General features: G+C 58.4%; 26 protein-coding genes. 5 read left to right on the top strand and 21 right to left on the bottom strand.

Going from position 1 to position 24,641, the window contains the following annotated elements; translation table 11 throughout:
* Positions 1 to 13: 13 nt before the first annotated feature.
* From RBT76_06090 to RBT76_06070, 5 genes are read right to left on the bottom strand one after another with little or no spacing between them, the layout of a single operon-like run.
* Positions 14 to 544, bottom strand: a complete 531-nt coding sequence (locus tag RBT76_06090) for an NlpC/P60 family protein (protein ID MDX9857339.1) — start codon at positions 542 to 544, stop codon at positions 14 to 16.
* The gene (locus RBT76_06085; protein MDX9857338.1) at positions 544 to 1,455 is read right to left on the bottom strand and encodes a prenyltransferase; all 912 of its coding nucleotides are present in this window, start codon (positions 1,453 to 1,455) and stop codon (positions 544 to 546) included. Before RBT76_06085 ends, RBT76_06090 begins: the two co-directional genes overlap by 1 nt.
* Positions 1,456 to 1,463: 8 nt before the next feature.
* Positions 1,464 to 2,357: a phosphatidate cytidylyltransferase gene (locus RBT76_06080; GenBank protein MDX9857337.1), complete on the bottom strand. Its 894-nt coding sequence runs from the start codon at positions 2,355 to 2,357 to the stop codon at positions 1,464 to 1,466.
* Positions 2,354 to 3,115, bottom strand: a complete 762-nt coding sequence (locus RBT76_06075) for an isoprenyl transferase (GenBank protein ID MDX9857336.1) — start codon at positions 3,113 to 3,115, stop codon at positions 2,354 to 2,356. Before RBT76_06075 ends, RBT76_06080 begins: the two co-directional genes overlap by 4 nt.
* 52 nt (positions 3,116 to 3,167) lie before the next feature.
* Positions 3,168 to 3,833: a hypothetical protein gene (locus tag RBT76_06070; GenBank protein MDX9857335.1), complete on the bottom strand. Its 666-nt coding sequence runs from the start codon at positions 3,831 to 3,833 to the stop codon at positions 3,168 to 3,170.
* A gap of 155 nt (positions 3,834 to 3,988) precedes the next feature.
* On the opposite strand from RBT76_06070, the gene RBT76_06065 reads away from it, so the two are divergent.
* Positions 3,989 to 4,426, top strand: coding sequence for a CBS domain-containing protein (locus RBT76_06065; GenBank protein ID MDX9857334.1), 438 nt, complete (start codon positions 3,989 to 3,991; stop codon positions 4,424 to 4,426).
* Between the two features lie 75 nt (positions 4,427 to 4,501).
* Here RBT76_06065 and frr read toward each other — a convergent pair whose 3' ends face one another.
* From frr to rplM, 6 genes are all read right to left on the bottom strand, one after another.
* Complete coding sequence (frr, locus tag RBT76_06060) at positions 4,502 to 5,059, bottom strand: ribosome recycling factor (protein MDX9857333.1); 558 nt, start codon at positions 5,057 to 5,059, stop codon at positions 4,502 to 4,504.
* 39 nt (positions 5,060 to 5,098) lie between these two features.
* Complete coding sequence (gene pyrH, locus RBT76_06055) at positions 5,099 to 5,824, bottom strand: UMP kinase (protein MDX9857332.1); 726 nt, start codon at positions 5,822 to 5,824, stop codon at positions 5,099 to 5,101.
* Positions 5,825 to 5,826: 2 nt separating this feature from the next.
* The gene (gene tsf, locus RBT76_06050) at positions 5,827 to 6,420 is read right to left on the bottom strand and encodes a translation elongation factor Ts (protein ID MDX9857331.1); all 594 of its coding nucleotides are present in this window, start codon (positions 6,418 to 6,420) and stop codon (positions 5,827 to 5,829) included.
* A gap of 9 nt (positions 6,421 to 6,429) precedes the next feature.
* Positions 6,430 to 7,218, bottom strand: coding sequence for a 30S ribosomal protein S2 (gene rpsB, locus RBT76_06045; protein ID MDX9857330.1), 789 nt, complete (start codon positions 7,216 to 7,218; stop codon positions 6,430 to 6,432).
* A gap of 135 nt (positions 7,219 to 7,353) precedes the next feature.
* Positions 7,354 to 7,749 (bottom strand): 30S ribosomal protein S9, encoded by a 396-nt coding sequence (gene rpsI, locus RBT76_06040; protein ID MDX9857329.1) that lies wholly within the window; start codon positions 7,747 to 7,749, stop codon positions 7,354 to 7,356.
* A 19-nt stretch (positions 7,750 to 7,768) separates the two neighbouring features.
* The gene (gene rplM / locus RBT76_06035; protein MDX9857328.1) at positions 7,769 to 8,197 is read right to left on the bottom strand and encodes a 50S ribosomal protein L13; all 429 of its coding nucleotides are present in this window, start codon (positions 8,195 to 8,197) and stop codon (positions 7,769 to 7,771) included.
* Between the two features lie 368 nt (positions 8,198 to 8,565).
* Here rplM and RBT76_06030 point away from each other — a divergent pair, with 368 nt between their 5' ends.
* Positions 8,566 to 8,859 (top strand): hypothetical protein, encoded by a 294-nt coding sequence (locus RBT76_06030; GenBank protein ID MDX9857327.1) that lies wholly within the window; start codon positions 8,566 to 8,568, stop codon positions 8,857 to 8,859.
* On the opposite strand, the gene RBT76_06025 is transcribed toward RBT76_06030, so the two are convergent.
* Entirely contained in the window at positions 8,856 to 9,500 is a 645-nt protein-coding gene (locus RBT76_06025; protein ID MDX9857326.1) for a hypothetical protein, read from the bottom strand. The two genes, RBT76_06030 and RBT76_06025, sit on opposite strands and share 4 nt — an antisense overlap.
* Before the next feature lie 714 nt (positions 9,501 to 10,214).
* Here RBT76_06025 and RBT76_06020 point away from each other — a divergent pair.
* The 3 genes from RBT76_06020 (at position 10,215) to RBT76_06010 (ending at position 13,220) form a co-directional block, all read left to right on the top strand.
* On the top strand, positions 10,215 to 10,856 hold the full coding sequence (locus tag RBT76_06020) for a hypothetical protein (GenBank protein ID MDX9857325.1): 642 nt from the start codon (positions 10,215 to 10,217) through the stop codon (positions 10,854 to 10,856).
* A gap of 383 nt (positions 10,857 to 11,239) precedes the next feature.
* The gene (locus tag RBT76_06015; GenBank protein MDX9857324.1) at positions 11,240 to 11,812 is read left to right on the top strand and encodes a PQQ-binding-like beta-propeller repeat protein; all 573 of its coding nucleotides are present in this window, start codon (positions 11,240 to 11,242) and stop codon (positions 11,810 to 11,812) included.
* Positions 11,813 to 12,635: 823 nt separating this feature from the next.
* A complete protein-coding gene (locus RBT76_06010) occupies positions 12,636 to 13,220 on the top strand; it encodes an NAD(P)H-dependent oxidoreductase (GenBank protein ID MDX9857323.1) in 585 nt (194 codons plus the stop codon).
* 33 nt (positions 13,221 to 13,253) lie between these two features.
* Here the strand turns inward: RBT76_06010 and mtnA are convergent, their stop codons facing one another.
* The 9 genes from mtnA to RBT76_05965 form a co-directional block, all read right to left on the bottom strand.
* A complete protein-coding gene (mtnA, locus tag RBT76_06005; GenBank protein ID MDX9857322.1) occupies positions 13,254 to 14,255 on the bottom strand; it encodes an S-methyl-5-thioribose-1-phosphate isomerase in 1,002 nt (333 codons plus the stop codon).
* Between the two features lie 120 nt (positions 14,256 to 14,375).
* The gene (locus RBT76_06000; protein MDX9857321.1) at positions 14,376 to 16,082 is read right to left on the bottom strand and encodes an AMP-binding protein; all 1,707 of its coding nucleotides are present in this window, start codon (positions 16,080 to 16,082) and stop codon (positions 14,376 to 14,378) included.
* Positions 16,083 to 16,216: 134 nt separating this feature from the next.
* Positions 16,217 to 18,307 carry a hypothetical protein gene (locus RBT76_05995; GenBank protein MDX9857320.1) on the bottom strand — a complete coding sequence of 697 codons (2,091 nt, stop codon included), beginning with the start codon at positions 18,305 to 18,307 and terminating at the stop codon, positions 16,217 to 16,219.
* 129 nt (positions 18,308 to 18,436) lie between these two features.
* The gene (locus tag RBT76_05990) at positions 18,437 to 19,711 is read right to left on the bottom strand and encodes a secretin N-terminal domain-containing protein (GenBank protein ID MDX9857319.1); all 1,275 of its coding nucleotides are present in this window, start codon (positions 19,709 to 19,711) and stop codon (positions 18,437 to 18,439) included.
* Positions 19,712 to 19,749: 38 nt separating this feature from the next.
* Positions 19,750 to 21,111: a hypothetical protein gene (locus RBT76_05985; protein MDX9857318.1), complete on the bottom strand. Its 1,362-nt coding sequence runs from the start codon at positions 21,109 to 21,111 to the stop codon at positions 19,750 to 19,752.
* A 14-nt stretch (positions 21,112 to 21,125) separates the two neighbouring features.
* Positions 21,126 to 21,749, bottom strand: coding sequence for a type 4a pilus biogenesis protein PilO (pilO, locus tag RBT76_05980; GenBank protein ID MDX9857317.1), 624 nt, complete (start codon positions 21,747 to 21,749; stop codon positions 21,126 to 21,128).
* 12 nt (positions 21,750 to 21,761) lie between these two features.
* A complete protein-coding gene (locus tag RBT76_05975; GenBank protein MDX9857316.1) occupies positions 21,762 to 22,508 on the bottom strand; it encodes a PilN domain-containing protein in 747 nt (248 codons plus the stop codon).
* A 6-nt stretch (positions 22,509 to 22,514) separates the two neighbouring features.
* A complete protein-coding gene (pilM, locus tag RBT76_05970) occupies positions 22,515 to 23,564 on the bottom strand; it encodes a type IV pilus assembly protein PilM (GenBank protein ID MDX9857315.1) in 1,050 nt (349 codons plus the stop codon).
* A gap of 287 nt (positions 23,565 to 23,851) precedes the next feature.
* Complete coding sequence (locus tag RBT76_05965) at positions 23,852 to 24,358, bottom strand: prepilin-type N-terminal cleavage/methylation domain-containing protein (GenBank protein ID MDX9857314.1); 507 nt, start codon at positions 24,356 to 24,358, stop codon at positions 23,852 to 23,854.
* Positions 24,359 to 24,641: the final 283 nt, after the last annotated feature.

Here is a 24,641-nt window from a genome sequence, read left to right as displayed (position 1 = left end):
GCCGGGGCGGGTATTAGTTCGTATTGCCGGCGTCCCGATTGCGTCCGGACAACACGCGCCGCGCGCCCGCAAAACGCTCAGCCCAGTACTTCTCCCCCATGTGGCTGACAATTACCCCCCGGGAACTCGAGGCATGAATGAACTCACTGTAACCGACATAAATGCCGACATGCGAGATTGTGCGTCCGTCGGTCCGATAAAACACCAAATCGCCGAATTCGAGCCGCCGCGTCGAAACCGGTTGTCCCTGAAGAAACTGGTCTTCGGCTGTCCGCGCCAGCTGTGTGCGATTGAAGCGCCACATTACCTGCTGTGTGAAGAGCGAGCAGTCAAGCCCGACACCCGCTTTGGTCCTGGAACCGTATGGCGTTCCGAGGTAGCTCTGCAGCAACATCCCCAGACGGATGAAATCATCCGTGCGATACATCTCGATCTGCGGTCCACGCTCCATCGGAGTGTTCGCCGAGTGAACGCCGTACCTTGGATACGGCGAACAGCCGATTGCGATTGCCGCGACCAGCATGAAAGGGAGTATGCTCTTCATTACGCTATCGTCGGATAGACAATTCCGAATCGTTTGTGGTAGTATATTCGTGTGCCCAGAATCAGGGCAACAAGAAACAAAAGATAGAACGGGTAGAATGCGCAGGCCATCAGCGTGAGTACGACAATCGGGACCTTCGCCGCCAGGAGGATGAGCCTCGTGGTTGGCGCAGCCAATGCGAACAGCGACACGACCAACGCAAACAGCGCCGCATACACCAGCGCCGGATATCCGGATCGCCACGCCACCGCCACCGCGGCTCCCAGACACACGGCCGCCACCGCCAGCGACCAGCGTGCGCCGAGACGCACCGCAAGTGTCTGCTTGCCGGTTGCCGCATCGCCGTCGCGGTCGGGGATTGTTGTGATGATCGTCACCGCAACCACGGCCAGAAAGAAGTAGACGGGATTATCCCATCCCAGCAAGCCCAGTCTATCCAGACTCTGGCGCGGCATCACGCTCAGCGACGTGACTAGGCCGACCGCCCAGCCGTTGGCAAGCGGTCCACTCACGGGGCGATCCTTGAATCGGACCGGCGGCGCAGAGTAGGTCCATGACAAGACGACGATCTGCGCGACCAGCCCAAGCATCCAGAACGACACACCGCCCGCGACACATAGCCCGGCTAATGAGACTATCACGAATGCCGCGAGCATCGCATCAGGCCTGATGAGTCCGCGTGGAAGAAAGCCGACTTTGTTGTTCAGGCGATCCGACTCGATATCATAGACCTGGTTGATGTAGTACGCGCCGGCGAACGCCAGGCTCAGTGCGCTGAGCGATAAAACATCGAGCAGATCAAATGTCTCTTTTGCTATACTGTGATGATAGTGCAGGGCCACCAGGTAGATCGTCCAGACCGGAACCAGAAGCATCGGCCGTGCCGCAAATATCCAATCAAGCGTCCGCATGGACTGAATTATGCGACGAACAGCACGAAGTATGCAAACAGAAACGGGGCGGCAAACAACAGAGAATCAAAGCGATCGAGCACGCCGCCGTGTCCCGGGATCAGCGACGATGAATCTTTTATGGCCAGCGATCGCTTCCACATCGACTCAACCAGGTCTCCCACCTGTCCAAACACCGAGCAGCCAACCGAGATGGCCACAATGTGGAGAAGAGCGACCGTTCCTTCAAACCGCCAGAAGTATAACACCACTCCCACCAGCATCGCACCGACAAGCCCACCAAAGAACCCTTCGACCGTCTTGTTCGGCGAGACAGCGGGCGCGAGTTTGTGCCGACCGAACTTCATGCCGACAAACATCGCCGCAGTGTCTCCCACCCACAAAAGCGCGAACAACAACAACAGAACATCTCCGCCGGAGATACCGGGACCAACAGCCGTCGGCACGAACGTACCCACAAGGAAAACGAACGGATAGAGCCACGTGATGTAGATCAGTCCCCAGACCAGGCGCGTTGCGGCCTCGAACAACTGCCGGGGCTCCCGTCGTCCAAGGGCAAAGAGCATCGAAGAAAATAGGAAAAACACCAGCGTCGATGCCGCGCCCGCGATCCAGAGCGCACCGAATCCGATGGCATCGGCCGCCCGCACCTGGCCATCCTGCACCAGTGATACATAACCGAAAATCAGCACGGCGAATGACATGGTCGCGGTCAGAAATGTTCCCCAGTATGCGGCGGTCGCGGGCGTGTGCCCCTCGGCGATCAGGAATTCGTGCATACCGATCAACGCAAACAACGTGGTCATGCCCAGCAGCCAGAGCCCGCCCTGATAGGAGATCCAGAGAATCGCCGGAATCGCCACGGCCGCGACACCCACTCGAGCCAGCATGTTGGTGCTCACAACTCGCCCTTCTGAAGCACCTTACCGAATCGGCGCTCCCGTCCCTGGTAGTCGATGATGGCGTCAAACAGCTCCCTGCGACCGAAATCGGGCCAGAGTGTCTCGATAATGTGCAGTTCGGTATAGCTTGTTTGCCAGAGCAGAAAGTTGGAAATACGCCGCTCGCCGGACGTCCGAATCAGCAGGTCGGGATCCGGCATGTCGGCCGTGTAGAGAAAGTCAGCAAACAGAGCTTCAGTGATGGTCGAAGGTTCGATCAGTCCGACCTTTGCGGCTTTGGCGATCGAACGAACGGCATCTAGTATTTCTGTCCGCCCGCCATAGTTCAACGCAAGGATCAGGACAAGCCCCTGATTGTCCCGTGTACGGTGTACCGCTTCGTCGATCACCATGCGCTGGGTCTCCGACAGTCCGTCCGGCCGTCCGATGGTGACCAACCGAACGTCATTTTTCATCAGCTCTTCCATCTCGTTGAGAGTCGTGCGCACCAGCAACGCCATCAGTGCGGTGACCTCATCGGCGGGGCGTTTCCAGTTTTCAATGGAGAACGTATACAGCGTCAGGTACTTGATACCGAGTTCGGCACAGGCGCGGACAACCTCGCGGACGGCCTTGACGCCCGCTTCGTGACCGCAGGTTCGCGGCTGATTGCGCTGTGCGGCCCAGCGCCCATTGCCGTCCATAATAATCGCGATATGCCTTGGCAGTCGGTCTTGCCGCTCCAGGATGCGCGCCTTTAATACGTCGAGATCACTCATAGGATGGTTGAAACTAAGCCTGGGAAGGTCTCTTGGCAAGCTGCGATTGACACTACGGCAGCATGCTGAAATCCGTCACAGCCGTTTCGATTCGAAAATGCTCCGTGAAAAACACTCCACGCTTCGATGCCGATACCCACGCGGAGTCCGGCACAATCAGCCCGTTGAATTCGAAGAATCTGAAGGATCGCGTCAGTCGAACCAGATCGCCCTCAGGTTCATAATACAGGTACAGCAAGCGCGGTAAATACGAGCGGCGATCCAGCAGCAGCAAGCCGGATGGGACTTCAGCAGCTTCTCCTTCGGTATCCAGACCAATGGCAAGTTCGCCAACTCCGTCATCGTTGGGGAAAAGGTTCTTCTTATAGGAGATGGTAAAAATGTCGGGTGGTATCAACTCGACGAGTTCGAATCGCGCTGGATCACCTCGGCCGAATACTGCTGAGTCGAGATTCGGTCCGGAGAAGAAGTAGGCGACGTTCGCAGTATCAACTCGCGCGACCCGGCCTTTCCGGTCCAGCGATTTGTAAAACGAACGGGTTTCCAGACGATACCGCAGGGCGTCATCGGCATTGCGACGGCGTTCGAACGTCTCGGCCGCCTTTCGCCAGTAATAGTCAAGAACATCGTCCCCGGCCTGACCGTTGCCATACGCCGCAATCCCGATCCAGATCGCCAAAATGGTTAGAAGCGGCCCGTATTGTTTTTTTACTGGCATTTCCGGCTCACTTGTATCATATAATTAGACACGCACATCCACGGTTTGTTCACCAGAAACCTCTGCGGTCGCCCGGCGGCGCACCGCAATCGCTCGGACCTGAACCGGATCGTCCCGTCCGCACCGGGTCGGTCGAAGATCCAGGAGGCTTCGTCATGCTCGTAAAAGATCTCCTTCGCCAGAAAGATCGCCGCCTCATCACGACCACCGCCGAAACGCCTGTCGAAACCGCCATGGGGCTGCTGCTCGAAAACCGGATATCCTGTTTACCAGTGCTCAGAGACGATCGTCTGATCGGAATTGTCAGCGATAAGGACATCTTCCGGATCGTCTATGAAACCAAGGAGCGCTACCGCGACCACACCGTCGCTGACCTCATGACCACCGACCTCATTGTCGGCGTGCCCGATGACACGGTCGGCTACATTGCGGGCCTTATGACCCAGAATCGGATCCGTCACATTCCGATTCTCGAGGGCGAGTCGCTCATCGGCCTGCTGTCGGTAGGCGACATCGTCAAGACCCAGATGGAAGACATCAGGATCGAGAACCGCTACCTGAAAGACTTTATCCAGGGCACGTATCCGGGCTGATGCTCGGCGCTGCGCCCACCAGCAGAAAAGCCCGGGCAGCGCCCGGGCTTCGCACACCCCTGGAAGTCCGGCCGATCAGACCTCCATCAGTTCCTTTTCTTTTTTCGCCAGGCCCGCGTCGATTTCCTTGATCATGTCGTTGGTGATCTTCTGCACCTCGTCGTGACCGTCGGCTTCCTGGTCCTCGGACAGTTGCTTGTCCTTCTGCAACTTCTTGAGGTGTTCGTTAACGTCGCGCCTGATATTCCGGACGGCCACCCGTCCGTTCTCGGCAATCGTCCTGCAGTGTTTGACCAGTTCCTGCCGGCGTTCCTCGTTGAGCTGAGGAATCGCCAGCCGCACCATGTTGCCGTCGACCGCGGGATTCAGCCCGAGGTCGGCTTTGTGAATGGCCTTCACGATATCTCCCACCGTCCCTTTGTCGAACGCCTGGACGGTTAACAGTCTCGGTTCCGGCGCATTAATAGTCGCCAGCTGATTCAACGGCATGACGGAACCGTACGTTTCAACCCGTACGTGGTCCAGCAGGTGCGGCGACGCCTTGCCGGTCCGGACAGTCTGCATCTCCGATATGACCGCCTCGACCGACTTGTGCATCCGCTCTTTCGTCTCTTTGTAGATCTTTTCCAGCATACGTCCTGCTCCTGAAAAATATCAGTAAACGTGTCTCGGTCAGGAAATGATCGTTCCCACCGGCTCCCCCGTCACGGCGCGCTTCAGGTTCCCTTCGCGATTGAGATCGATCACGCGTACCGGGATACCGTTGTCCTTCAGCAGCGAGATGGCGGTGGAATCGAGGACACGCAGCTCCCGGGTCAGAACCTGCATGTAGGTCAGCGACGGATAAAACTCGGCGTCGGGGTTTTTCTTGGGATCGGCCGAATATACGCCGTCGACATTGGTGGCCTTAATCATCACGTCGGCGCCGAGTTCCATGGCGCGAAGAGATGCGGCTGTGTCGGTGGAGAAGAATGGATTTCCGGTACCGGCCGCGAAAATGACCAGCCGGCCCTTTTCGACGTGTCGAACGGCCCGGCGCCGGATGTACGGCTCGGCCACAGCCTCGATCCGGACCGCAGACATCACCCGCGTGAATATCCCCATCCCCTCCAGCGTCTCCATCAACGCCAGGGAGTTCATGATGGTCGCAAGCATGCCGATATGGTCGCCGGTGACACGATCCATCCCGCGCTCCGCGGCCGCCATTCCCCGAAAGATGTTGCCGCCGCCGACGACCAGGCCGATTTCGAGACCGAGATCCTTGATTCCCTTGATCTCGTTGCAAATGAACTGCACTGTTGGCGGGTGAATGCCGTAATCCGACGGGCCCATGAGGGCCTCACCGGAAATCTTCAGCAATATCCGCTTGTAGATCGGCCTGCCGTCGTCAGCCCCCATAGCTACTCACCTAAGGCGAAGCGAACGAACCGCTTCACGATGATGTTCTCGCCGAGCGAACCGATCGTCTCTTTCACCAGGTCACCCACCGTCTTGTCGGGATCCTTGATGAACGGCTGCTCGAGCAGCACCACCTCGGCGAAGTATTTCTCGACTTTCCCGTCAACGATTTTGTCAATGATATTGGCGGGCTTACCTTCGTTCTGTGCCTGGTGGCGATATATTTCGCGCTCTTTCTGCAGTTGGTCCTGGTCGATCTCCTCGCGGCGAACGCATAGCGGCGCCGAAGCCGCTACGTGCATGGCGACATCGCGGGCGAACTTCTGGAAGTTCTCGGTGCGGGCAACAAAGTCGGTCTCACAGTTGATCTCAACCATCACGCCAAGTTTGTCGCCCTGGTGGATATACGATGCGATGACTCCCTCGGAAGTCGCCCGGCCGGCCTTTGACGCCGCCTTGGCGATCCCTTTCTCCCGGAGCATGGTGACCGCTTTGTCGAAATCACCGTCCGTCTCGGCGAGGACTTTCTTGCAGTCCATCATGCCTGCCCCGGTCTTGTCCCGAAGCTCCTTTACCATCTTGGCTGTTATTTCCATGGGGACCTGTCACTCCTGAACTTCGCTGTCGTCATTGTCGTCATTGTTCGGCGTCTCATCATACACATCCTCGTCGACCGGCTCAGTCGCAGCCGGCTCGATCATATCGCGGGTCAGTCCGCTCTGCGCTTCGACCGCCGAGTCCACCAGGTCCCGCATCAGCACGCGAATGGACTTGATGGCGTCATCGTTGCCGGCGATCGGAAAATCGATCGGGTCCGGATCGGCGTTGGTGTCGATGATTCCGATGATGGGGATGCCCAGATTGTTGGCCTCTGCGACCGCGATCTTCTCCTTGCGGGCGTCTACCAGCACCACAAGGCCGGGCAACTGGTTCATGTCTTTAATACCGGACAGAACCTTGTTGAGCTTTTCTTCTTCCTTCTCGAAACGGGCGCGTTCTTTCTTGGTGAATTTGTTGATCGTCCCGTCCTCGCGCATCCGCTCGATATCTTTGAGCTTCTTGATGGAATTCCGGATGGTGTTGAAATTGGTCAGCATGCCGCCAAGCCAGCGTTCGGTGACATGATAACCGCCGCATCGCGGGGCCTGTTCATGAATGACTTCCTTGGCCTGCTTTTTGGTTCCCACGAAAAGAATCGGACGACCCGACCGGACCACTTCGGCCATCTTGCGTTTGGCCTGCTCGAGCGCGTTGACCGTCTTCTGCAGATCGATGATGTAGATTCCATTTCGAGCCGCAAAAATGAACGGCTTCATCTTGGGGTTCCACCGGCGCGTCTGGTGGCCGAAATGGACCCCGGCCTCGAGCAATTCTTTGACTTTTGGAGAGAGCATTGAATCCCCTGAAAAGTTCGGTTTACCTTCACCCCGGCGTCGTCCCCGATCGGACCCGAGCGAGCGGGACCACCGACCGAGTCGGCCGGGACTGTCTATTCCCCGCCTTTCGGCGGGGTTGCTGCACACCTGCGATTAACGCTTCGAGTACTGGAAGCGCTTACGGGCCTTGGGCTGCCCGTACTTCTTACGTTCGACGGCACGCGGGTCACGCGTCAGAAGCTGTTCCCGGCGCAATACACTCCGGAACTCGGGATTGAATTCCGCCAGCGCCCGGCTCAGCGCCAGACGAATGGCGCCGGCCTGTCCGGCGACACCACCACCGTTCGCGGAGCACGCCAGATCGACCTTGCCGGCCATGTCGGTCACGGCCAGCGGCTCGCTGGCCAACTGCAGCAAGGTTGCGCGCGCCAGAAAATCGGCCGCTTCCCGTCCGTTGATCGTGAATTTGCCGTTGCCGGGCTTGAGCACCACGTGGGCGACTGCTTCTTTACGACGTCCCGTTGCCGCGAATTCTGTCTGCTGATTCATTCGCTACTTTCGGTCTGGGTTAAATGTCTACTTTTTCCGGCTTCTGCGCCCGATGAGGATGTTCGGGGCCGGAATACACATGCAACTTCTTGAGCATCTTGCGGCCGAGCCGGTTCTTCGGGAGCATACCGCGTACCGCTTTCACCACCACGTCCTCCGGTTTCTTCTGCATCTGGTCGTTGAACGTGCGCGTTCTCAGTCCACCCGGATACCCGGTATAGCGGTAGTACTTCTTCAGTGACCGTTTGTTGCCGGTAACCCGCACACCGGCCGCGTTTACTACCACAACATGGTCTCCCGTATCGAGATGCGGCGTGAATATCGGCTTGTTCTTGCCGCGCAGGATATCGGCCACCTGCACCGCCGCGCGACCGAGGATGGCATCCTGCAGATCGACCACATACCAGTTGCGGTTGTTTGGATCAATTTTTGGAATGAATGTCTTCATTGGTCCTATTCTCTTGCCTTGTGGGCATACCTCACCACGAAAAGTCGCTCAATATACGCATGCCTGAGTGTTTGTCAAGGTTCAGATTGAAAAAAAAGCGGCCCTTGGGCTTACCGAATTGAAGACGGTGGATGACTGACTGGTGCAGCTCGCTAAGCGGTTGTCTCTCCCCTACTTGAGTAAGCCACTCCGGCACGGGTTGGCGACGAGTAATGAGTCGGGGGATCACGGACGAATATCGGTTTATCTCTATGATTTGACGTATGTTAGACAAAATTTGCCGGATCGGAACGGTGGAGAAACTGGAGTAGTCTGCCGATCATTAGAGTAACGGGCAACACAAACCTTTTGTCACAAATTGACAACGGATGAAAACAACAGAAGAATACCTTCGCCTTTTCGAAGAAGCGATCGACAAGCAGGCCAACGTGGTGGGGCGGCACAAGGCGCTGGTGCAGGCCAAACGGGCCGGGCTGGGCGTATCCCGGGAGGGCCATATTATCAGTTGTGTCGGCAACCCGGCACTGGTGCTGATTCGGCTGGTCAAGTACTTCACGGAAGGCGGCAATCTCGAGGCGATGGCCGAGCTGATGCCGCTGATCGACGAGATCGACGACATCCAGGAGATTTTCTCGGAGCAGGCTGAGTCGTCGATCGGTTAGCGTGTTTTTTCCGCCGACCGTGACTCTACAAGCCGCAGTTTGAATCGATCGTCGTACCGTCCCCGATCGGAGCAATATCCGCATGAGGCCATGCGCAGGCGTTTTTGCCGGCCGTAGCGGCGTCCGCAGTTCGGGCACTGGTAGATATAGCGCGACGGCCGCACGAGCGACGGGTGGGAGCGCGCCCTGAGCATACATCCGATCCGTTCGGCCTCGCGCCTGAACGCGGCATCGTGGTGGAAGTGGATGATGTGAATCATCTCGTGCTTGAGGGTGTCGTCAACGTCTTCCGGAAAAATCTCATGATACTTGCGCCCGATTTTGATGAGTTTTTCGTGCGGCGCATACGAGCCGGCGGCGACCATACGAGAGGAATACTCGATTCGGACTCGCGGCAGTTTCCCCGCGAAAAACATCCAATTGAACAAATCGAAGCGTCGATACAGCTCCGACAGCGACGGCAGCCCCGACGTCTGCGGAGTCGGCACGGCAATCCGCTCCCGGGCGCGGCGGTCCCGGTCGGCCTGCTCGTTGATTTTGGTATACAGGGTGGCAGGCGCGGGCGGAGCCAGAGGCTCGGCGGCGAAAAGATCGTAATGCAGCGCCGCGAGGGCTTTTTTTTGTCGTTTGGTAGTCGGCATGGTGGCGTCCGGTTTGACCGGGCTCAGTATTGTTTATCGGTCGTGGCCGCTGCAAGCATAAACAGACAGTGCGAACGATTCGTTCGGACTGACGAGACGGTACCGGAGACACGCGAGGGGCCGCGAAAACGAAAAAACCACCGTACAAGCTTGGTTTGGCGGAGGTTACGGGGAAATGGGTTTGTTTTGTTATTTTTAGGGGGTCCCCATTTCTTCCCCTTCCCCTTATCATGATATGCGGCATGGGAGTAACTCTTGTTTGAGCAGGATGTCGACAATCTGTCGCGATACAGAAGCACCGTCATTCTTGCGCCTCGCTAGAGAAGAGTGTTTACTAAGGGGGGGCGGGCATTTTTTCCATCGAGGTGGTAGGGAAAGTGTGAGGTCGCTGGAACAGAATCGTTTCACGGGAACCCACCTGGAAGGTGGGCCACCCGGCCTTCGGCGCTTCTTTCAATGTTTTGGATTGTCGCAGTCGTCCGAGCATAGGGGAATGATTCTGAAAGGCCATGAGATGCCGTCGGGTGTCGTTCGCCTTCGGCGGACTAGCACCCGACGGAACTGCTTTGCGGGATTACTCGGGTTGGGCGAGTCGATCCCACCCCGGAGGGGTGGGCTACTCGGTTGGAACAGAATCGTTTCACGGGAACCCACCTGGAAGGTGGGCCACCCGGGGGTAGTACATCGCTGAAGATTCCGTTCGGGAGTTCGAGAATGTCAAGGTTTACAAAGGCGATTCAAGAGATCAAGAGAGTGATTGGTGCGGAATTAGAGAGCATGGGATTCGTGTGGAAGAACCAGACCCTGCATTTGGAGTTGTCAGACAGAGTCGAAGGCTCGGTCAGAATACGGCATGCAGTATACGATGGCGAACATGTAATCGCGGTCTTCGTGGTTATCGGTGTTCGTAACGACGTGGTGGAGGACATCGTGTCGAGGTGGTGGCCGCCGGCAGAGGACTCAAGCGGTTCATATCGCAAGCCATCTGCTTCCATTCCGCTGGGATACTTGATGACGGAGAACGCATGGAAGGAATGGCACCTCTCGATCGATGAACCGGTAGCGCCAATAGCGAGGGAGATCGGGAGGAGGATCATTGAGTACGGCATACCCTGGATGGAGGGGCTAATCGACTTGAGATCACTGCTTCGATGGCTCAAACGTAATGGCGACTTTCAAGAATATGCCTGCTATGCGGTTCCCGCCATTCATCTCTTGCTTGGTGAACGAGCTGCGGCAAGACAGCACGTTCAGGAGGTGTTGTCCGAAGTTACCCGACGCGGTCCCGACTACTTCTGGTCGGGCTATTCCAAGTACTGGCCGCAGAACTATCGCAAGGTCATGACGAGCATTTGATGGTGCGCACAGGAACACACTGGCAGCTGATACTGGCCTTTGATGATGCAAATTGTTGCTGAAATCACACTCCCGCTTTCGGTGCAAGTCTACCGGCTTGGCATCTTCCGGCCGACTAAGTCGGAAAGGGGTGAAACATGCCTCATCAGCAATTCTGGTCTGTTGACTTGCGAGAGCAATGGCAGTTCGGGAGAGGATGCCGATCCTTGATGGTTCGCTCTCTCCAAGGCTCACCAGCGATGTGCTAGCGTCCGTTGGTGAGTCTTCCTTGCCTAGTCGGTTACGCATGTATAAGACGTTCTACCGATGACTCTACAGGCTGACGTGCAGAGATGAACAATGTCAGATAATCTTGGTCTCTTTGGGAAAGGACAATCGTAGCAATGTTTGTCGGAGCATCTCATTTCTTACCAGTCGTCCTTTCTTGGATCGTGTTGGCAACTACCACGTTGAGTGGCAGAGGTGTCGCTCTCGAAGGTCATTCGGACTGGACGACTTTCCAATACAATGTGCTCCGGACCGGTTGGAACGACCACGATAACATCAATCTCGTGATTGGTAAGCACTGGACTGTGCAGGTGAGTGACCATCCCGCAGATCAATTGACGGAAGTTGGTGACCGAGTCTATGCGGCTGACCGAACTGATCCGGGTGGTCTCCTCGAGATTCAATGCGTCGATGCCCATGACGGACAGATCATTTGGACCCAAGGTTGGCCCGAATGGTACGAGGTTGACAATCTCAGTCAGGCGACCTACGCCGACGGTGTGGTGTACTCGCAGTGGCAGTGGGCATGGAGAAGTAAGGTTTGGGCTTACGATCCGGTAACCGGGGACACCCTATGGAAGGCGCCTTACAACTCGCGAATCGCGGAGAATCTCGCTCCGGCCATATCCAACGGCAAACTTGTGTTTGCGGGCGGTACGTGCGGCGGAATGAATTGCTATGATATCTAAGGGGGGCCGGGCATTTTCTCCATCGAGGTGGTAGGGAAAGTGTGCGGTCGCTGGAACAGAATCGTTTCACGGGAACCCACCCGGAAGGTGGGCCACCCGGGATGAGATGCCGTCGGGTGTCGTTCGCCTTCGGCGGACTGGCACCCGACGGAACTTCTTTGCGGGACTCGGTTGGGGGTGAGTCGAGCCCACCCCAGAGGGGATGGGCTACTCGGTTACCGGTGTGACCGGGTTGTATCTTTTCCGAAGTCCCACCCGACGTTCGCCGCCGGCGAACTCTGGGTGGGCCACAGGTGGGCAGGGGGTGATGGATGTCAGCACCGTTTGCGGGAGAGGTTCGTTTAATTTGGCGAGTTGGTGGATGTGCAAACGGAGCTGACCTACGGCTCACATGGCGGGTTCGAAGACGGAGCTGCCCTACAGCGCTTCTTTCAATGTTTTGGTTTGTCGCAGTCGACCGAGCATGGGGGAATGATTCTGAAAGGCCATGAGATGCCGTCGGGTGTCGTTCGCCTTCGGCGGACTAGCACCCGACGGAACTTCTTTGCGGGACTCGGTTGGGGGTGAGTCGAGCCCACCCCAGAGGGGATGGGCTACTCGGTCTTGGGGTGCATTGGTCCCACCCCAGAGGGGTGGGCTACTCGGTCTTGGGGTGCATTGAGCCCACCCCGGAGGGGTGGGCTACTCGGTTGGTGGATGCGTGGTGCACGAGGATGTACACATATAGAGAAACATACAGGCGTGCTTCGGCACATTCAGTCGGTCAGAGCGTTAAGCAAGTGAAGATGCGGATTTGAACACGTGCTGTGGAGGAAGGGTTATCATGACCGATCGTGCACCGAGAATACTTGCGTTTGCCGGAAGTACGCGAACCGGATCGTACAACAAGAAGCTGGCGCGAATCGCCGCCGACGGCGCGCGGGACGCCGGCGCGGAGGTCACGTATATCGATCTTCGTGACTATCCCCTGCCAGTCTACGACGGAGACTACGAGGAGGAACACGGCCTGCCGGATAACGGGCGAACGCTGAAAGACATGTTTATCGCCGGCGACGGGTTCATGATTGCATCGCCGGAGAATAACAGTTCGTTTTCGGCCGTGTTCAAAAACACGATGGACTGGCTGTCGCGGCCGGTGAAGGGATACCCGCCGTACGAATGTTTCGACGGCAAGGTTGCGGTGCTCATGGCGGCATCGACGGGGAATTTCGGCGGCATTCGCGGATTGCTGGATGTGCGCAAGATGCTGGCGGTACTCCGCGTGACGGTACTGCCGGACCAGGTGCTGGTGCCGAGGGCGAAGGATGCGTTCGATGATTCCGACCGGCTGAAGGACGACCGCCAGCAGGACGCAGTCAGGGCGCTCGGAAGAACGTTGACCGATTATTTGAAACGGCTCGGCGGTTGACCGGCGGTTGTCAACTCATGATCCGATCGGCGATCAGTGCCGACCTCCGGGGAGAATGCCTTTGTCGGTGATATAGCCGGTGATAAACTCTCGCGGGGTGATGTCGAAGGCCGGGGCGTAGACGGCGATTCCGTCGGGGGCGGTCCGTCGGCCGAACCCCTCGGTGACCTCCACGGGGGAGCGTTCCTCAATAGGGATGCCATCGCCGGACTCGATCTGCTGATCAAATGTCGAGTACGGGGCGGCGACGTAAAACGGGACGTTGTGCTGTCGGGCGTTCACGGCAACGGAGTAGGTGCCGATTTTGTTGGCGACATCGCCGTTTTTTGCGATCCGGTCGGCGCCGACGATGGCGATTTGTACTCTCCCCTGCCGCATTAGCATGGCGGCGACGGAGTCGGCGATCAGGGTGACGGGGATGTTGGCTTGTTTGAGTTCCCAGGCGGTCAGGCGGGCGCCCTGCAGCAGCGGCCGGGTTTCATCGGCATAGACGGAGATCTGTTTGCCCTGTTCGGCGGCGACATAGATTACGCCGAGGGCGGTGCCGATTCCCCCGGTGGCCAGAGCGCCGGTGTTGCAGTGGGTGAGAACGGTGTCGCCGGATTTGATCAGAGTTGCGCCGTGTTCGCCGATACTGCGGCAGAGCCGCCGGTCTTCATCGTGGATCGTCTCTGCTTCGTCCCAGAGCAGCTGCAGAGTTTTTTCCAGACCGGCGGGTCTTTCGTTGTCCAGGCGGCGCAGGACCCGGTCGATCGCCCAGGAGAGATTGACGGCGGTAGGGCGCGCGTTTTTGATATCGGAGGCAATGTTTTGTATTCGCTCGGGGGAATCGTCGGCGGCCTGCTGGACGCCCAGCGCGAGCCCGTATGCGGCGGCGATGCCGATAGCCGGCGCGCCCCGCACTTCAAGGCGTTTGATGGCGGTGATAACATCGCGGTAGTCCTCGATGTGCCGGTAAACAAGCTCGGCGGGGAGTCGGGTCTGATCGAGGAGATCGATGGCGTTGCCGTTGCGCTTGAGTGCCTGAACGGGCATGATGTCACTCTCCCAGTATGCCGACAGCCTGCCGGATGGTTGCTGCGACTGCGGTGATTCCGTCGGCCGTGCTGTTTTTGAATTCGAGTTCCGAGGTCCGGGTCATCGGTTGTCCGCCGCTCAGTGATACAGGAAACGTTTGATTTTTTTCGTAGATGTCTTCTGCAGTTCTTCGAACTGGATTTCATAGCCTGAAATGCGTTTGTAGTCGGCGACCTGGCTGTTCACCCGGCTGATGTCGGCATCGATGATGCCGCGGATTTTCTCATGATCTGGAGAATCGGCGTTGACGCCGTGTACGGTGGTGAAGTATTCCATGTCCGGCACAACGACGGCGCGCACTTCCTCGCCCTGCTTGCCGGACTTTTTGCGTCCGAAGACAACCGCCTCGACGATGGACGGCGTCAACACGAGGCGTTCTTCGAGTTCTTCGGGATAGATGTTTTTGCCGGCGGCCGATATGATGACGTTTTTGGCCCGGCCGGTAATCCATAGATGCCCACGAGCGTCGATTCGACCGAGATCGCCGGTGAAAAGCCAGCCGTCACGGAGCAACGCTGCGGTGGCTTCGGGATTGTCTTTGTAGCCCGGCGTGGTGTTGGGACCGCGGACGATTATCTCACCGACTCCGGAGGCATCGGGCTGGTTGATGCGCACCTCAACATCGCGAAGCGGCGGGCCGACGGAGCCGAATTCGATGTCTTCGGGGCGGTTCACGGAGATGACGGGAGAGCACTCCGTCATGCCGTAACCCTGCAGGAAGGTGAAGCCGATCAGGTTGAAGAATTCGGCGATTTGAGGCGGAAGCGCCGCACCGCCGGAGACGAACATACGGACCGTACCGAGCCCGGCACGACGGCGTACGGAAGCAAACAGCGTAACGCCGGCCCTTCGATTCAACCGCCAGGCGATTTTCGAGGTCTGATACAGAGTCTGGAACAGAATGCGTCGATGAGCGGGCGCGGACTCCAGCTTGCGCTGGATGGACTGGTACATTTTCTCGTACAGCAGCGGGACGCCGCACATGACGGTAACGCCGTTGGCGCCGATGTCTTCGAGAATATCCTTGGATTTGAGCGACCGGGCGTAGACTATCGTGGCCCCGACCATCATTGCCGCCATGAAGCCGCAGGTGGCTTCGAAAGTATGATGCAGCGGCAAAACCGACAGGAAAACGTCTTCGTGGCTGAAGTGCAGCGACGCAATAGCCTGCTTGACGTTGCTGACGAGGTTGGTGTGGGTCAGCATCACGGCTTTGGGAGTCCCGGTGGTTCCTGAGGTGTAAATAAGGGCGGCGACGTCGCTATTATTGCCCGGTTCGTGAGACTCGTGCTGTCGGTCGGCGCTCAGGACAGCGAACGTCTCATCGTATGAGTGCGGCGACTCGTCGACGCGGGAGGCCGGCTGGTCGAGCGGGATGATGGTCAGCGCGTTTTGAACGGCGTCGAGCAACGTGTCGCACCGGGCGGAGGCAATCACGCATTCGAGTCGGGCGTGCGCAACAATCGCGGCAACCTCGCTGGGCTTGAGGTTGGCGTCAATCGGGACTACGGTTTTTCCTGCGGCCACAATGGCGAGATAACATATGGACCACTCGGGACGGTTTTCGGAGAGCAGGCCGATATATTCCCGGTCTCGGTACGTATCGCCGTTGAGATGATCGGCAAGCGAGCGAGCGCGAGCGATAACATCATGATAGGTGTATCGGTTACCGCGACCGCCGAAGCCGACGGTAGCGAGCCGGTCGGGGTCTCGGGCCGCCACTGCGGCGATCTCGGCAAAGAGGTTGTCGGCTGCGGCCACGTGTGATTCAGTCGACGCGTGCATGCAGGTATTGTACGGCAAAGTCTCATTCAGAAAAAGCGGAAAGTGGGTGGTCGCAGATACGGACAGGAACGGACAAAAGAAAACGCCCGGCGACAAATCGCCGGGCGTTTGAGAAGTCAGTTGCAGGACCGACGTTATTCAACCGTGACGGTAGTCGAGAGAATGATACCGCCGCGGGGATCGGTGTCGGTAACGGTAATCGTGTAGTCGCCGGCTCCGGCCGGGGCGGTCCACACGAAGCCGTTGGCTTCACCGTAGGCGTCGGTTTCCTGTGATGCACCGGAGACCGCTCCGCCTGAGGCCGTCATATTGAGCGTGTGATCGCCGAGCGGGTTGCCCCAGCGGTCCTTGATGGAGGCGCTGAGATTAACCACTTCGCCCGGGGCCGCAGAACTGACACCGCTGAGGACGGACGTCCCGGAGTAGGCATTGCCGGTCTGGATGGTGACCGGAATGGAGGTCACCGACGATCCGAACGCCCAGTACTGGACCAAGCCGACGGCGCCGATGCCGTTATCGTTGCCACCGGTAGTCGAGTAGTCCATGTCGAGGGTCTGGGATTTGACTTTGACGCGAGCGGACGCGGTCACGCATCCATCGCTCAATGTCCCGCCGGTGACATCGACATACAGGCCTTCACCGTCGAATGTCGTACCGTCATCGACCGGATTGCCGTTCACGTCAAGACCAACCACGTACACTACGTACTCGGTGTTTCCATCGGCGAAGATCGAAGCGGGGACACCGGTCACGATGAGAGTGTCGGTGTGCCAGCTGTTGAAGAACAGCGAGGAGTCGAGGACGGTGCCGCCGGCCGTTTCGGCATAGATCCAAACGCGGCCGTCGGCGGTTGCGACGTTGTTGCCGGAGAACCAAACGCTCTTGGCGATACCCTCGTGGTCCATCGTCCGCTCTTCATGGGACTTCATTGTCCCTTCGTCCGTCGAGAAATAAACGACGGTTGAGTCGTTCACCGGGTTGAGATAGATGTCAGAGACGACGGCGACGACGGGGTTTTCAAAGGCGACGGTGTTCCAATAGGGCACGTTACATTCTTCGGCCCCGACGACGATATACTGGGGCGGTCCGGCCGAAATCAGGATCTGTGTCGCGTTGGACAAAACCGTGTCCGCATAGGCACGAATTCGAACGGTACCGGAGACCGTACCGGAGCTGATCGGACAGGAGGCGACACCCTGACTGTTCGTGACCGCGGTGTAGGGACCGTAGCCGACGTTTCCGAGGTGCTCTCCGCCGCCCGGGCCGTCAGTGATAACAAAGTTGACGGTCAGGCCTTCGGGAACCGGATTACCGTTTCCGTCATAGCCCACGGCGCGCAGCCAGGACGTTTCGATGCCGCCGGTCTGTTTGACGGACAGTTGCATGGAATCCGATGACAGGAAGAGCGACGAGATCGACGCGTCCGGCGTAAGTTGGACCTGGACGTCGCGTGTTCCCGTAATGCCATTATCATCGACCGTTACCTTGATGTAGACGGTGAGGGCATCGCTGCCGGAGATGTAATTGACGGTGGCATTGCCCGTGCCGCCGGAGGTCTGGACGGTCGAGGGTATCAACCCGAAGGCATCCCACTGGCCGTTGGCGTTGGCGTCAAAGACGAGCGAGTCGATGCCGGGCGACCAGTAGCCGTTTTCATCGAGGTCGACGAATTTCTCGCCGGCCGCGAGCTTGACGACGGTTTCGTCGGGGGCCGGTTGTCCGAGCGCATCGCGCACGGCGATGGTGACCGCCGCCGTGTCGGAGCCGTTGGCGAGCAGGAGGCTCGGGGTGACGGTCACGTTGATGTTACCACTCCCCTCGCTGCTGGACTGGATGCTGAGGCCGACGGTGGAGGTCAGGGATGTGCCCTGGACGCCGGCAGAAACCGTTACCGACCCTGAAGAGGTTGCGGTAAAAACGGCGGCTGCAACGCCGGAAGCATCGGTGGTGTCGGACGCGGGCGTGAAGTACCCGTCACCGGCGCCGGCTGCGGCAAACATCACTACCTGATCGGCAACGGGCGATCCGCCGTTGCGCACGGTGGCTTCAACAACGGTCGTGTTGCCGGTCGCGAGCGTGCTGGGGCTTGCGCTGACCGAAATGGTCATGCCGCTCGGCGAATCATCGGCCGTGCTTTTAGACTCACACCCGGTCAGCAGCAGCGCGCTCAACGCCGTCAGCAGCAGCACCAGCGTCCCTGCTGATTTCAGAATTCTGGAGTTCATGCTCTCTCCCGCCTATCGATTATAATGTTTACTGTTTTCGACTTTGCGATCCGACGCGCGGCGGCGTCGATCGTTCATCAGCGAGGCGCCCCCCGCCGGCTTGCGGCGAGGGGCGCTCACACAATCGGGCTAGCCTTCGAGGGCAAGCTCAGCTTCGACAATCGTCGGCGTCACAAAGATCACCAGGTCGCGGCTTTCGGTGCGTTTTTCGCTGTAGCGGAAGAGCGCTCCGAGCAGCGGAATGTCTTTCAGCACGGGCACGCCGGTGCTGGTCTCGACTTCGTCCTGCGTCGTCAGACCGCCGATGACCGCCGTCTGGCCGTTGGCCACGATGACGTGGGTCTCAGCGTTGTTGGTATTGATGATCACGCCGTTGGCGTCGAACTCATAGGTCGAGCGTTCCGGCTTGAGATGCATCAGAATCTGATTCTCCGCAGTGATATGCGGGGTGACGGCGAGGATCGTACCGACTTCCTCGAACTTCGTGATAATATTGCCGGACTCGTCGAACTGCTTGATCGGGACTTTCTGGCCCATCTGGATGCGGGCTTCTTTGTTGTCGAGAGTAGTGATCTCCGGATGGGCGATGATCTTGCCCTTGCCGCTGGAGACCAGCGCCTCGATGACGGCGTCGACGGACCAGTCGTTGTTGAGGGCGGTTACCGAGTAGCGGGCGGCCGGGTCGGTGCCGCGATCGGCGAGCACTTCGCCTTTCTGGGTGTAACTGCGGCCGGACTCCGTTACATAGGCTCCCTCGGCCGTCCAGCGGACGCCGAATTCTTCGAGACCGCGCGATGAAATCTCCAGCAACTGCGCGGAGATCTTGATCTGCGCGGCGGGTTTATCGAGCTGCTCGACGTAACTCAGGACGTTTTCCATGTTGGTGGGAACTTCCTGAATGATGATCGAATTCGAGCGCGGGTCGGAGGTCGCTTTGCCGCGGTCGGTCATCAGCGACTGGACGGCGCGCACGATATCATCGGAGGTCGAGTTTGAGATTTTGACGATGCGCGTCTGCAGCTCGGCGAGCTGGCGCTGTTCGAGGTTATGCTTGTTGGCCTCGGTTACTTCCTTGCGGTAATCCTCTTCGGGCAGCACGCGAAGGTAGCCGGCCTCTTCGTCGACGACGGCGAGGTTATAGGTGCGGCCGATGATGGTCAGGGCGTCGCGCCACATCACGTTCCGCAGCTGGATGGTGACGGTACCTTCGACGTCGGGAGCAACCACGACGTTGACGCCGCCGTAATCAGCCAGGAAGGTCAGTACCGAACGGATGTCGGCTGACTGGAACTGGAGGTTCTTGATCGGCTGAGTTGGATCCTGTGTTTCCTGGGCGGAAACGACTGCCGACGCTGCGAGAACGAAGATGAACAGCCCCGGCAACAGGCGAGATTTTCTGAACATACGAGACAGCATATTGCAACCGCCTTTCACGTGCATTGTTATTCTTCGATCTGCAGGGCGACGGTCCGACTCCAGCCGTATTCAAAGATCTGGAAGTAGACGCGATCGCTCTCAACCCGGAGGACGTAGCCGTTTTTGACCTTGTCGCCGGATTTGAGGATATAGCTGTAGTTTTCCTTGTCCTGGAACAGGGCGCGATTGGCGCCGTCGACCGCTTCGATAATACCGACGAGGCGGAGGCCTTCGATATTCGGCACGCGCTGTTCGATCGGGTTATCGTTGGTCCGCGTTTCATTAATAAGGGTCGCGAAGGGGTCGCGGTACCGGGTGGCCTTGTACTTAATGACAAGGCGTTTCGGGAACTCCGCCACCATCGTTCCTTTCAACTTGCTGGGCGTGGTGGGGGTCCGGCGGAACCGCGAGGTCTGGGTCGGCGGCGGCACGGGCGCATCAATCTGCGGGGCCGATGCCTCGGCTGCAGCCGGGGTCGACGCGGATTCGGTCGCGGCCGGTTTCTCGGCGACCGGTTTGGGCTGCGCCTGTTTCGGAGCGGCGGTGGACGCCGGAGGCGTGGCCGGGGTTGACTTGGCGACCGCCTGGGCCGGCGCGGGTTTCGCGGCCGGTTGAGCTTTTACACTCGGCTCAGACGGAACGTCAGTTTTGGTTTCGACCTTCGGGGTCGCGGCCACTGTCGGACGGGCGGGCTTGGCCGCAGCATCGTCTGACTTCGGTTTGGCAACGACGGTAGGCCGTGCCTTGGGAGTTGTCGGCGTATTCGGCGCAGCGACCGGTTCGGCCGGAGCGGCCACGACGGTTGGCGTCCTGGCCGGCGGCTGAGGCTCAGTGGAGAGGCTGGCCAGGCGGTCGTTCTCGATCGCTTTGTTGGCGTCGGCCGTCGGTTTAGTATCGGCAGCGGCGGCTGCGGTCGGAGTTGCCGGTGTCGGCAGTTTCTTCACGGGCGTGCCGTAGGCCGAGCTTTTCCATGTCTGGAAGGGGGCCACGGTGTTGTCGGTGAAAAAGACCTTGACCGCGCCGTTTTGGGCGGTCACCGAATAGAGGGGCGTGTCTTTCATGTCAAAGACGACGCGGACCATCTTTTCGGGCTGCACGGCGTACTGGCTGGTGCGGATGGCGGTGATGTTGCATCCGGCCGGCAGTTCGCTGTAGTTGCGCTGGCCCAGGGCATGGGTCGCCGACAGCACGTCGACAATCACCCGGTTCGGCTTGCCGTCTTTCGGAGGCTCGACCTGATGAATGAAGCGTACGGTGCCGTCGACAGCGATGTAAGCGGCGACGCCGCCGTCCTCGTGACGCAACTCGATGTCGGTGACGCTGGAGGCGAGCGCCGACGAGGCGACCAGCAGCGCCAGGACCGTAATCCGTATTACTGTTTGTTTCATCGTCACACGAGCTCCTATATGACCACTTCCTCAAGCCGCTCGCCATCTCTCACGAAGTAAGTGGAGAGGACGAAGGTGGCCGTAACCGTTTCCTCTTTTTTGCCGACTTCCTGTGTCCGGGTATCTTCCTTTTCGGGCGCCTTTGAGATGGCGATGTTTTTCGCCACGACGTCCATGCGGGAGAGGTTTGCGATAAACGGGAAGTTGGCCACGTAACTGACGAAGCTGCCGAAATCGTGATAGGTGCCGGTCATTTCGATTTCGAAGGAGGCGATATTATAGAACTCCTCCGCGGCGATCGGCATCGGCTGGATTTTCGTAATCTTGGTACCGGTCAGCGACGACGCGGTGTGCAACTGGACGAGAAAGGACGGGATCTGCTGCACTTCGGGCAGCAGGGCCTCGATCTCATGATAGCGGTCGAGCAGCTCGCCGTATTCGGACTGGAGCGCATCGAGCGATTTCGCCTTCATTTCCACGTTGCGCAGGTTGGTCGTGATGGTTTCGAACTCCTGGGTCTTGAGCGTGATTTTGGAGTCGTAGGTTTCGTACGCCCGGGTATACCAGAAGTAGACGACGATCAGGAAGGCCAGCGCGCCGATCACGATCTTCTGTGTCTTCGGATCCCTGAAGTCCATGAGATCAGTCTCCTAATTGAGCGCGCGGTGGGTGGCCGAGGCGTCTTTGGACTCCTGGTCGTCACCGGAGGCGGCTAAGAGGTTACGCAGTTCCTCGTCCGACAGGAAATGCACGTTGCAGGAGAGGACGAAGTTGTAGGCACGTTCGGCGTCCTGGAACTTCTTTTCGTTGGTAGACACCAGCTGGACTTCGTCGAAGTAATCGGACTTCATCATATTGATCATAAAGGCCGCCAGGGCATTGAGCGTGAAGGCGTACCCCTCGATTTCGACAGGCCGGACGGGCGGCAGGGTGCTCGAGCCGACCGGGGCGACGGCGGAATCGGCCGGGGTCTTGGCGGCCGGCTGTTTGCTGTTGGACTTGGCGGGAGCGGCAGCGGTTTTCACCGGCTTTTCCTTGTAAGCGCCGAGCCAGACGAACTCGGGGACGTTTTTGGCGATGTCCTCGAGGACGCGGACGTATGCCGAGCGGTTGCGATCGAGGCGTTCGACCGCAGTCATCCGGTTGGCGACCTTCTGCTTGACGTCGGTCAGCGCATCCACCAGTTTAATGTCCTTCTGGAGGACGTCGGCGCGCTGTTTGGCTTTGCTGATATCGGCTTCGAGCTTCCCGAGCTGATAGATCTGGAACGCGGTGATACCGACCAGCATGAGGATCACGGCGACGGCGCCGGCGGCGACATAGAGTCCGCTCTTGCCCAGCTGCAGACCGCGTGATCCCTTGAGGTATTTCTTGGGAAGTAAGTTTATCTCAATCATGGTTTCCTACCTTGACTTTCGCATCGCCAGACCGACCGCAACGGTCAGCAGGGGGGCAATCTTCTCCGGCTGGAGGTACTGGAACAGTTCCGGATCGTAATCAATATTTCGTAACGGGTTGGCGATCTCGAGCGGGATGTTCAGTTTCGACTGCAGGTATTCCGGCAGGTAGGGCAACAGGGCACCGCCGCCGGAGAGAACGATCCAGTCGATCGCGTCAACCTTCGCCTGCGACTTGAAGTAAGCAAAGGCCAGTTCGATACCGGAGATCAATTCTTCGGTCGCCGAGATAATGGTCGCCTTAAGCATATCCTGGTCGACCGAGTCGTTCATCTCGCCCTTGATGGCCTTGGAGGTCAACTCGGGATTGAGACGGAACTCGCGCTGGATGGCGTTGTAGATTTCACGCGTTCCGGCCGAAACGTCGCGGGTCGCGTTAAACATACCGTCGGTCAGGTAGGTGACGTTGGTGACGTCGTACCCGATATTTACCAGCGCGGTGACCTTGGAGGGGTCAACTTCGTAGTTGTTTTCATAGGCGTTGAAGATGGCAAACGCATCGTCATCGACCACCACCGGACGCAGGCCGCAGTCTTCAATGAGGTCGAGGTACGTCTGCAGGTATTCCTTACGCGCCGCCACGAGGAGCACGTCCATCTTGTTGATTTCGTCGTCCGTCTTGATGATGTGGTAATCGAGCGTGACGTCGTCGACATCGAACGGGGCGCGTTGTTCGGTTTCGAAGAGGATAGCCTGTTCGGCCTCGGGGCCCGTCTTTTTGTCGATGGTGAATTTGTCCGTGATCACGCCGTGGCCTGATACGGACACCACGACATTTTTGATCTTCGGATCCGTCTGATCGATCAATGACTGGACGTTGAAGATGACGGCTTCGCGGTCGCGAATTTCGTCTGCGACGATGGCTTCGGGCGGAAGCTCGCGAATGCCGATGGCGGACACGGCGTACCCGTTCTTGGTATGATCAAGCTGGACGAGCTTGATCGAACTGGAGCCGAGATCCAGGCCGACGGTGCTTTTGTTCCTTCGTGACAACATAACTAGAAACTCGTTTCGGCTTCATGGTTATCGAACTGCCTGCGTTCCAATACTGTTTCTATCGGCAAAACGGGCCTTCATTTTACTGCGAATGTCTCTTCACCCCCCGGATCTGCACCGGTGGCAGGCAGCCGCTGGCAGCCGGTCCCCTGCAATGTTATCGGAGGCGGGAAAGTGGGCCTTTACTGTTGATGTGCAGAATCTTGCCGGAATCGGGGAAAGGCAAAGGGCCACGGCAGGTTACCGTGGCCCCGAGGGACGGAGAATAGGAGCGAAATGGTTGTCTATCAATAATAATAAGCTTCGGTTTCGACTCGCCCGGTCGAGCCCAGTATTCGGCTCTGGTGGATCCCGATCAATTCCGGCGTGACGGCCATCGAAGTAATCCGGCCGCCCCCGACAAAACGGCAGGAGCCGTTAGGCTGAAACAGGATAACGTGGTTTTCGCAATCGGTGCTGAGATAGGTAAACGACGGGGGCAGCGTATCGGCGCGCAGGACCGAGTCTCCGGAGACGAAGTCCTGGCCGCCGGTGTTGACCAGATCCATAAAAAGAGTTACGGTTCTGCCGACGTTATCGAAATGGACGCCGTATTGGCGCTTGTCGGTAATGGACATGGATCGGGCCAGCTTCATGATGGAGGTCATCTCCTGAGCCTCGGAGCGAAACCGCATGCGCTCAAAGGCGATCTGAAAGCGCGGCACCGCCATCGCGGCGACGATGCCGATAATGACCGTTGTAATCATCAGTTCGAGGAGCGTGAAGCCCGACGCGGATTTGCATCTGTATTCCATAATCGATACCCAGTCTTTCTGTGTTTTTCGGACCGGCGCCCGTCGGTAAGGATCGGACGACACGTTCGGGTCAAGCATACGCCGTGCCTTGAAAGAGCGGTCGTCGGTCGACTGCACAGAACCATGCGCAGTTCGTTACTGTTATTGGAGTTAGACAAAACCAACGAAGTCGAAATTGACCGGAGGGGCGGTCGGCTCAGACACGGGAGGATCGAAGAATATGGGCTTGTCCCAACACTAATGGGTGAGCCCCAAACGATCTCTTTGACATTTAGAGGTTTGA

It is taken from the genome of Candidatus Zixiibacteriota bacterium, assembly GCA_034003725.1.
Lineage (GTDB): Bacteria > Zixibacteria > MSB-5A5 > GN15 > FEB-12 > WJMS01.
Note: the sequence above shows the minus strand (reverse complement) of the source record. Positions and strands in the feature narration are given on the sequence as shown.

Coding starts and splice junctions, on each gene's coding strand:
- RBT76_06090 (MDX9857339.1), bottom strand. CDS start 544: ATGAAGAGCATACTCCCTTTCATGCTGGTCGCGGCAATCGCAATCGGC.
- RBT76_06085 (MDX9857338.1), bottom strand. CDS start 1,455: ATGCGGACGCTTGATTGGATATTTGCGGCACGGCCGATGCTTCTGGTT.
- RBT76_06075 (MDX9857336.1), bottom strand. CDS start 3,115: ATGAGTGATCTCGACGTATTAAAGGCGCGCATCCTGGAGCGGCAAGAC.
- RBT76_06070 (MDX9857335.1), bottom strand. CDS start 3,833: ATGCCAGTAAAAAAACAATACGGGCCGCTTCTAACCATTTTGGCGATC.
- RBT76_06065 (MDX9857334.1), top strand. CDS start 3,989: ATGCTCGTAAAAGATCTCCTTCGCCAGAAAGATCGCCGCCTCATCACG.
- frr (MDX9857333.1), bottom strand. CDS start 5,059: ATGCTGGAAAAGATCTACAAAGAGACGAAAGAGCGGATGCACAAGTCG.
- pyrH (MDX9857332.1), bottom strand. CDS start 5,824: ATGGGGGCTGACGACGGCAGGCCGATCTACAAGCGGATATTGCTGAAG.
- tsf (MDX9857331.1), bottom strand. CDS start 6,420: ATGGAAATAACAGCCAAGATGGTAAAGGAGCTTCGGGACAAGACCGGG.
- rpsB (MDX9857330.1), bottom strand. CDS start 7,218: ATGCTCTCTCCAAAAGTCAAAGAATTGCTCGAGGCCGGGGTCCATTTC.
- rpsI (MDX9857329.1), bottom strand. CDS start 7,749: ATGAATCAGCAGACAGAATTCGCGGCAACGGGACGTCGTAAAGAAGCA.
- rplM (MDX9857328.1), bottom strand. CDS start 8,197: ATGAAGACATTCATTCCAAAAATTGATCCAAACAACCGCAACTGGTAT.
- RBT76_06030 (MDX9857327.1), top strand. CDS start 8,566: ATGAAAACAACAGAAGAATACCTTCGCCTTTTCGAAGAAGCGATCGAC.
- RBT76_06025 (MDX9857326.1), bottom strand. CDS start 9,500: ATGCCGACTACCAAACGACAAAAAAAAGCCCTCGCGGCGCTGCATTAC.
- RBT76_06020 (MDX9857325.1), top strand. CDS start 10,215: ATGTCAAGGTTTACAAAGGCGATTCAAGAGATCAAGAGAGTGATTGGT.
- RBT76_06015 (MDX9857324.1), top strand. CDS start 11,240: ATGTTTGTCGGAGCATCTCATTTCTTACCAGTCGTCCTTTCTTGGATC.
- RBT76_06010 (MDX9857323.1), top strand. CDS start 12,636: ATGACCGATCGTGCACCGAGAATACTTGCGTTTGCCGGAAGTACGCGA.
- mtnA (MDX9857322.1), bottom strand. CDS start 14,255: ATGCCCGTTCAGGCACTCAAGCGCAACGGCAACGCCATCGATCTCCTC.
- RBT76_06000 (MDX9857321.1), bottom strand. CDS start 16,082: ATGCACGCGTCGACTGAATCACACGTGGCCGCAGCCGACAACCTCTTT.
- RBT76_05995 (MDX9857320.1), bottom strand. CDS start 18,307: ATGAACTCCAGAATTCTGAAATCAGCAGGGACGCTGGTGCTGCTGCTG.
- RBT76_05990 (MDX9857319.1), bottom strand. CDS start 19,711: ATGTTCAGAAAATCTCGCCTGTTGCCGGGGCTGTTCATCTTCGTTCTC.
- RBT76_05985 (MDX9857318.1), bottom strand. CDS start 21,111: ATGAAACAAACAGTAATACGGATTACGGTCCTGGCGCTGCTGGTCGCC.
- pilO (MDX9857317.1), bottom strand. CDS start 21,749: ATGGACTTCAGGGATCCGAAGACACAGAAGATCGTGATCGGCGCGCTG.
- RBT76_05975 (MDX9857316.1), bottom strand. CDS start 22,508: ATGATTGAGATAAACTTACTTCCCAAGAAATACCTCAAGGGATCACGC.
- pilM (MDX9857315.1), bottom strand. CDS start 23,564: ATGTTGTCACGAAGGAACAAAAGCACCGTCGGCCTGGATCTCGGCTCC.
- RBT76_05965 (MDX9857314.1), bottom strand. CDS start 24,358: ATGGAATACAGATGCAAATCCGCGTCGGGCTTCACGCTCCTCGAACTG.